This window comes from Dendronalium phyllosphericum CENA369 (genome assembly GCF_016056275.1).
In the GTDB taxonomy this organism is placed as follows: domain Bacteria; phylum Cyanobacteriota; class Cyanobacteriia; order Cyanobacteriales; family Nostocaceae; genus Dendronalium; species Dendronalium phyllosphericum.
On the sequence record NZ_JAECZA010000215.1, the window covers coordinates 22,710 to 29,903 of the forward strand.

Here is a 7,194-nt window from a genome sequence, read left to right on the forward strand (position 1 = left end):
AGATTGTAGTTTTTATTGTTTGACGGGAGTCTCACAACTAAACAAGACTCAAACTAATAAATCATCACCATGTCTTCTGGTTCCTCTGGTCGTTATCAAAGCAGACTCTTTAACTTTGTCCACCAGCAATCTCGGCGGTTGACACAACAGTGGGAACACACCTTTCGGCATTTGCAAGTTGCTAGTAAATGGGGTGTGGAATTACTACTTACCCGTATACATCAACTGTTTGAGTCAGTTGAATCGGCTGGGAAAACGCTATCCGCAAAAGAATCACAACCCAGACTTAAGTTACAACCAAGCGATCGTGAGTTTCAGGCTGAAACTCCGCAAAATGCTGATATTGCCATTCAACGCGTACTAGAGTCAGTCCATAATTTACCATCTGCGGAAATCATTGCTACTCCTGTAAGAGGAGCAGAGGAGCAGGGGAGCAGAGGAGCAGAGGAGCAGAAGAGAATACGCAACTCCCCACTCAGCAACGCCAGTCGCCTCAAGTCGGGAGACCCGCCCACGGCGCTGGCTCCTCAGCACTCAGCACTCAGCACTCAGCACTCCCCACTCAGCACTCAGCACTCATCACTCAGCACTCAGCACTCCCCACTCCCCACTCAGCACTCCTTACTGTCTTTGTGGCGGAAATTTGTTCATCCCAAAAGCAACCCTAGCCTTCCTCAATCCTTAACAATTACAGATAATTCAGCAGCAAGTCTCAACCATCTCAAGCCAGAAGATTCTCTCAAGCAAATACCTATAGTGCAAGGAATTGCTACAAATTTGGTGAATCGTAAATTGGTACTTGTCTGCGCCAATAATGAAATTCTAGATATTTTGACACCTCAGCAACAGGCAAAACTAGAAGACCGAATTATTAGTGAAGTTGCTAACTATTGGCATTCTTGGCGGTTGGCTGAAGCTAAACAGCAAACAAATTTATTACCAGAAATTAACCAATTATTGACAAAGCTGACTGGCAAGAATGCAGCTAATACACCAGCCTTAACTGAAGGTACACCAGAGGATTTACTTAATCCAAATAGGGTGTTAGGATTCCTGGACAAGTTTGTTGCCAAGTTAGAAGCCAACGCTATTATACCCGTACAACAGCGCAGCCAAGGAATTGTGAGAGTTGCCCAAACTCAGTTAAACATATTTATTTACGGTAAAGAGCAGTTAGCTGCTAGAGAGAAAATAACAGTTACTGCTGATGATTTGCCAACTCAGACACTAGATTTTCAGGATTTACTTGAAGCGGCACTAAATTATTTTTTTGGTGTGAGTAAAGGCAAAAAACTAGAGATGAGCTATTCTGACGAGCAGTCACAAGCTAAATTATTAGATTACCGCCGTTCTATATTTTTGCCCAAAAGCAATCAATTGCAGAATGATGATTTAACAGTAGATCCTTGGCTAAATTGGGATGATTTATTTGGTAACTCTGCGAGAGTTACTAACAATTTAGTTATACCTTCTCCAAGTATAGATCCCGCTCTAGCTCCTGGTCTATCAACACCGAGATTTCCATCCAAAAAGTTAATACAACAACCGAGAGCCGGATCTGGATTGGTGCAAAACAAAAAACCAGCTTGCGATCGCACCTCGACTCAAAAAACATCTAGAAAGTTAACCTCTGCCAAACAAACAAGAGCTAGTATTTCTCAATCTACAACTGAAAGTTCCAAAGGTGAAATTTCCCCACAGCATCGCCAAGGTGCTGAAGTCGAGGCCAAGCCAGATTGGATAGAAACTAAAGCAATCTTAATGGGCTATGAAAAGCACCCATTAGAACTACTTCTAGAATGGCTCGATCGCGCTATGCTCTGGCTCGAAAAAATATTTGTCAATATTTTTTATTTTTTCCAAGGGCTGTTGGGAGCTAAGAAAGCTAGTAGACATTGAAATTTCAAATATTTTAAAGGAGTCAGAAATTTTCTCATTCTGGCTCCTGAATATTTTATCGCTAGCTGATTACAGATAATCAAGAACCGCTATAATTTAATTTTTATATTTCAAACCGAGAAGTTTGAAGATTTAGAAGATTTAATTGTGACGCGTTATTGGTGGTTTTCTACGTGAAAATTCTTGTTTACTGTAAATACTTCAATTTTAAAAATCCACTAGATAAACCGAAAATTGAGACATTTGTGGTAAATTTACCTCAAATACCCAAGGTAGGTGAAACCATTGTAGTTGAGAGAATTTCACCTCAAAAACAGTTTGTGATTATTTTTGAATATATTGTCACAGCAGTGCAGTTTAACGCTTCTAGAGAATTGGCTGATGCCGCAGATGCTCAGGTTAGTGCATTTTTGAACCATTGTTGGGAGGGAACTTCAAATTTCAAAGTGACAAACTTTTTAGAGAAATAATCTTTGAGTGGTTGTCAGTTGTCAGTTGTTAGAAGGCAGTCCCGATGAAAAAATTTTCATCGCCATGCATGAAAATGGGACTGGGGACTAGAGACTAGTATTTTTACTCAGCACTCAGCACTCAGCACTCAGCACTCAGCACTCAGCACTTTCAAGTTAGAAGTATACAGATAGGGGCGCTCGCTCTTAGCGTTCCCGAAGGGTAGGCCGTACCCGACGGGAAGGGCAAAGCCCTACGCCCTTACAAGAATCTGTACGTTGAGGTTGAGTTACTCTCTACTTTTAAAAGAGTTCAGCCATTCTTGAACTTGGTCTCTGGCAATATCGCGGCCACCTAAACCAAATGCTAGAGCAATAGCAACAGCGATCGCACCTAGCAAAAGTCCAAAAGCTAAATTCACAATATCACTGGCAACTCCAATTTGTTGCAGTGCCATTGCAGAAACTAAGGCAATGATGGCAATCCGTGCTACCTGTCCCAAAATCCGCGCTTGAGGATTACCAGAACTAGTAATAATGTTATATGCCAGATTTGCCAAGAATAAACCAATGGCAAATACTATCAATCCTGCCAAAATCCGCCCGAATATCACCAAAAGACCAGATACTAATGTTGTCAGGGCTGGAATATTTAGGATATTGACCGCTGCAACCGTTGCAAATAGCAAGATGCCAACTAAGACAACGATCCCAGCAATTTCTGATGGAGTGCGGGTTGCACTGGGTATTGCTGTTGGTTCTGCTGAAATTACAATTCGTCTGGTGGGTGTTGGCAGACCCAAAACAGAGAAAATGTTGTTGAAGCCTAAATTGGTGAGAATACTGGTGACTAAATCTGCTACAAATCGCCCTAGGAAGTAGGCAAAAATCAAAATTCCGATCGCTGTAAAGATTGCAGGTAGGGCATTGAGGATCTGCTGTAACATTGCGATCGCAGGCACAGAAATTGCCTCAATTCTCAACGCATTCAGAGCTGCGATCGCTACAGGAATCAAAATCAAAATATAGACAATCGTGCCTATGATACTTGATAGAGATTGTACCCCCGCAGATGAGGACAGTCCAAACCTAGTGCCCAAATGGTCGATGCCAGTTGTTGCCAATAAGTTGCTAACAATCCGTCGCACCACATTAGCTAAAAACCAACCAACTACTGCAATTAGTGTTGCCGCTAGGATGTTTGGCAGAATTGACAGAATCTCTGTAATTAAGGCTTGTACTGGTTGTAGTGCCTGCCTTAGTCCCAGAGTATCCAGAACCGGGGCTAGAAAAAGTAAAAAGATGAACCAATACAGGGCATTGCCAATTGTCTCACTCAAAGACAAGCGATCGAGGCTAATTGTATCGTCTTGGGTTTCTTGATTTAAACGCTCATCCAGTCTCAAGGCTTGTAGCCCACGTACTGTCACAATCTTTACAATAGTTGCTATTAACCAAGCTACACCCAAAAGAATTGCTGAACCGACTATCTTGGGCAAAAAGCCAATGAGTTGGTCGAGAAAATTATTCAGCGGGCGAGAGGCTACCTCTAGTCCTAAAGCCTGTAAAACAGCTACCACCGTTAATAAGATGATGCTCCAAAATACCAACTTGGAGATTAATTTCTCCACTTGGGGAACATCATCGCGTCCCGTCACCCCTGCGGCGATACGGTTATCTATGTTTGTGCGATTGAGGATTCCCCGCGTCACCGCCTCTGCGATCGCTGCAATTAGCCAACCAATTAACAAAATTGCCACTACCCCTAGTAACCGGGGTATAAATGCAATCAACTGTTGAACAATTCCTTGCACATCGGCAATTCCTTGGTCAACTCTTTGTCGATCCAGTGTCAGGCTTGGCGATTGTGCCAAAAATTGCTGTAACCTCATCGACAAACCAATGTCTATCAACTGGGTTATTCCTTGCCAAGTTGTGTTCATGGTTTTCTGGAATTAAGCTTTAGTATTTGCTAAAAACACTTGCGATGCTTGTAGGGTGGTTTGCTCAAAACAATACCGTACCCCAGTAAGTTCACTAGTGTTTTGAATATACATTTAACAGTAAAAACTTATATGGTATTGATAGCAAGAGTAATTTTTTACTTTGTTAAATAATTCCTCGTTTTAGTCATGAATACTTGCAAAACAATAAGTAGCTTTTGTTAATAGGTATTTTTAAATACATTTGTGAAGTAATGTAGTTATTAGTGGTGAGCCAGCGCGGTGAAGCCTTGTCTCCAGTACTTAATTTTGGGTTACTCTAAGGGCAGCAATTGCATGAAAGAGAATGTCTCAAACTTTTGAACAATCGATTCAAATTAATGCCACGGCTACAGTAGTGGAGCGCTGTATTACCGATTTAGCTCTCATGCATCGCTGGCTAAACCCAGTACTGCGTTGCGAACCTGTAGGCAAAGCTTGGAGTACTGATGTTGGCAGTCAAAGTCAATTTGTGATTCAAATTCCTTTTGTGAAACCTACGCTCAACAGTGTTGTGGCAGAAAGAAAACCAGGTTTAGTAGTCTGGGAATTTCAAGGATTTTTCCAAGGACGCGATCGCTGGGAATGTCAACCAATAGAACAGGGAACGCGTCTTGTGAACCGCTTTGAGTTCGATATTCCCAACCCGCTAGTCAGTTGGGGTTTCAACACCTTTGCTGCATCTTGGACAAAAGAAGATATGCAAGCCCAACTACGCCGCCTGAAACGAGTGGCAGAAGAACAACAAATTAGTCAATAGTCAGTTGTCAGTTGTCAGTTGTCAGTTGTCAGTTGTCAGTTGTAATTTTTCTCCCCCTGCTCCCTCATCTCCCTCATCACCTCTGCTCCCCCAACTCTCCTACTCCCTCACTTTCCCAAATCTGCGAGTAACCGCCGAATCACGATTGCATCTTCAGCATCAGGAACTTTTGCGAGATAAGTTTGCAAGTCTTCCACAGCTTGTGGGTAATGGCCGAGTTGATAATAGAGCAAACCGCGATCGCGCACTTCTAAGGACACACCAGGAAACAGCAGCAAAATCCTTTCAACGGCAGCTAGGGTTTTTTCTAAATGTTGCTGTTTTAGATAGATATATTTTAAGTTTGTCAGCATTCGTGCCAAAAATTGCCGATTGCTTACGGGCGCTAAGTATTCTGGTTGTAAACTCACGGGTTGCTGAAACATTTGAGCAAGCCGTTCTTGGCAATCTTGGGCAAACATCACCTCACCGCGATTATATGCATCGACAAAAATCTCTACGTCTGGAATGTCCGGACGGATCAAGAAGTGCCCCGGCATTCCTATCCCCACCATAGGAAAATCGATTCTGTCGGCAACTTCTAGGTAAACCAATGCCAAGGTAATGGGAATCCCTAATCGGCGATCGATCGTATCATTTAAAAAACTGTTGCGAGGGTCGTAGTAATCTGTTTTATTTCCAGCAAATCCCAAATCATCGTATAAATACTGGTTGAGACTTTGAATCAGCCGTAGAGGATACCTTGAAGAAGGTAAGCGTTCTTGAACTTCACTTGCCATTGTGTCAAAGGCATTCAGGTATTCCTCTGGATCGAGGTCTGGATATTCTTCCTGTGCAATATACAAAGCTGCCTTAGCTAAGTTGATATGCTCGTCAGGCTGATGAATCTCTTGATAAAAATATTGCCGTGCTGACGAGAAATTCATAAGTAATTGCTCGATATGAATATAAACATCAAGCGGTTTTAATGACACAGTTTTTTGGATATACTTTTATTTTAAGGTGATTAAGAGGATTTGGAAATTTAATTTTTACAACAGTAATTCTAAATATTTTGTAAAATCTGGTGTATGGGCTGTTGATTGACAGCATTCATCTTTTTAAGAGTTTAAATTGCACTTTCATATACAGCAATCCTATTTACTTGTGAAATAAAGTAAATTTTTACATCCTTTTGTCCTATTCCCTGACTCAACAAGTAATTTCAAAACTCATTTATGATTATTATACAGTTCGATTCGGGTTAATAAAAGATATACACTACATAAAGGGAAATATTTAGCTCTTGAATAATCTACTCTTATTGAAGGAAAAACTACAGGCGAAGCTTGAGGAAATTCAAACCAACAACGATGGTTCTCCTGTTACTAACGTTAAGCTCGACAAAACTATCGCCGCAGAAATTGAACAATTGACAACAGAATTAGAAAGCTTCAATCCTAATCCTAGTCCTCTTTTGTCTGCTAGTTCCTTGCTAGCAGGAGCTTGGCAACTGCAATACTCCACTGCTAGAGAAATCCGTTCTTTAGCTTCTCTGCCATTGGGTTTAAAAGTAGGTAAAGTCTATCAAGTGATAGATGTTAAAAACAAATTATTTTTCAATTTAGCTGAAGTTAAACATTTTCTAGGGCTAGTATCAGGATACGTAAAAGTGACAGCTAGCTTTGAGCCTGCAACAGTTGATTCATCGCCTTTACCAAACAAATAGCTTAAGAGGATGTTTGAAAAGTTGATAGTTGAGTAAAAAAAGCTCTCAGGGCATAAGCTGTAAATACGTAGATACAGCACCATTGAGAGCGATGAGTAAAGTTTACCCTAGTAACCTGACCCAAGAGCAATTTGAACTGATTAGTGGGTTGATTCCACCTCGAAAACCAGGCGGTCGCAAACGCTCTGTTGATATATATTCAGTGCTCAACGCCATTTTTTATGTCTTATGTGAAGGTTGTCGATGGCGATCGCTACCAGGAGATTTTCCAAACTGGCAAACAGTTTATACTTATTTTCGTAACTGGCGCAAAGATGGAACTTGGGTGAAGATTCATGATCATTTACGTGAATGGGTGAGAGTAGACCATCACCGAGACGCGAGTCCCTCCGAAGC

General features: G+C 41.4%; 6 protein-coding genes and 1 pseudogene. 5 read left to right on the forward strand and 2 right to left on the reverse strand.

Annotated features, from left to right (window positions below):
- Window positions 1-69: 69 nt before the first annotated feature.
- Both I8752_RS23855 and I8752_RS23860 read left to right on the forward strand, forming a co-directional pair.
- Window positions 70-1,899, forward strand: coding sequence for a hypothetical protein (locus I8752_RS23855; RefSeq protein ID WP_214434733.1), 1,830 nt, complete (start codon window positions 70-72; stop codon window positions 1,897-1,899).
- Between the two features lie 173 nt (window positions 1,900-2,072).
- Window positions 2,073-2,369, forward strand: a complete 297-nt coding sequence (locus I8752_RS23860; protein ID WP_214434734.1) for a hypothetical protein — start codon at window positions 2,073-2,075, stop codon at window positions 2,367-2,369.
- Between the two features lie 269 nt (window positions 2,370-2,638).
- Here the strand turns inward: I8752_RS23860 and I8752_RS23865 are convergent, their stop codons facing one another.
- Entirely contained in the window at window positions 2,639-4,291 is a 1,653-nt protein-coding gene (locus I8752_RS23865; RefSeq protein WP_214434735.1) for a mechanosensitive ion channel, read from the reverse strand.
- Between the two features lie 346 nt (window positions 4,292-4,637).
- On the opposite strand from I8752_RS23865, the gene I8752_RS23870 reads away from it, so the two are divergent.
- Window positions 4,638-5,090, forward strand: a complete 453-nt coding sequence (locus I8752_RS23870; protein WP_214434736.1) for an SRPBCC family protein — start codon at window positions 4,638-4,640, stop codon at window positions 5,088-5,090.
- 107 nt (window positions 5,091-5,197) lie between these two features.
- Here the strand turns inward: I8752_RS23870 and I8752_RS23875 are convergent, their stop codons facing one another.
- Complete coding sequence (locus I8752_RS23875; RefSeq protein ID WP_214434739.1) at window positions 5,198-6,016, reverse strand: SirB1 family protein; 819 nt, start codon at window positions 6,014-6,016, stop codon at window positions 5,198-5,200.
- Between the two features lie 359 nt (window positions 6,017-6,375).
- Between I8752_RS23875 and I8752_RS23880 the strand changes: the two are divergent.
- Window positions 6,376-6,795: pseudogene (locus tag I8752_RS23880) on the forward strand (PAP/fibrillin family protein); the annotation flags it as partial.
- 94 nt (window positions 6,796-6,889) lie between these two features.
- Window positions 6,890-7,194, forward strand: a 305-nt coding sequence (locus I8752_RS23885; protein ID WP_214434737.1) for a transposase, incomplete at its 3' end; no start/stop codon positions are given.

Coding starts and splice junctions, on each gene's coding strand:
- I8752_RS23870 (WP_214434736.1), top strand. CDS start 4,638: ATGTCTCAAACTTTTGAACAATCGATTCAAATTAATGCCACGGCTACA.
- I8752_RS23865 (WP_214434735.1), bottom strand. CDS start 4,291: ATGAACACAACTTGGCAAGGAATAACCCAGTTGATAGACATTGGTTTG.
- I8752_RS23855 (WP_214434733.1), top strand. CDS start 70: ATGTCTTCTGGTTCCTCTGGTCGTTATCAAAGCAGACTCTTTAACTTT.
- I8752_RS23875 (WP_214434739.1), bottom strand. CDS start 6,016: ATGAATTTCTCGTCAGCACGGCAATATTTTTATCAAGAGATTCATCAG.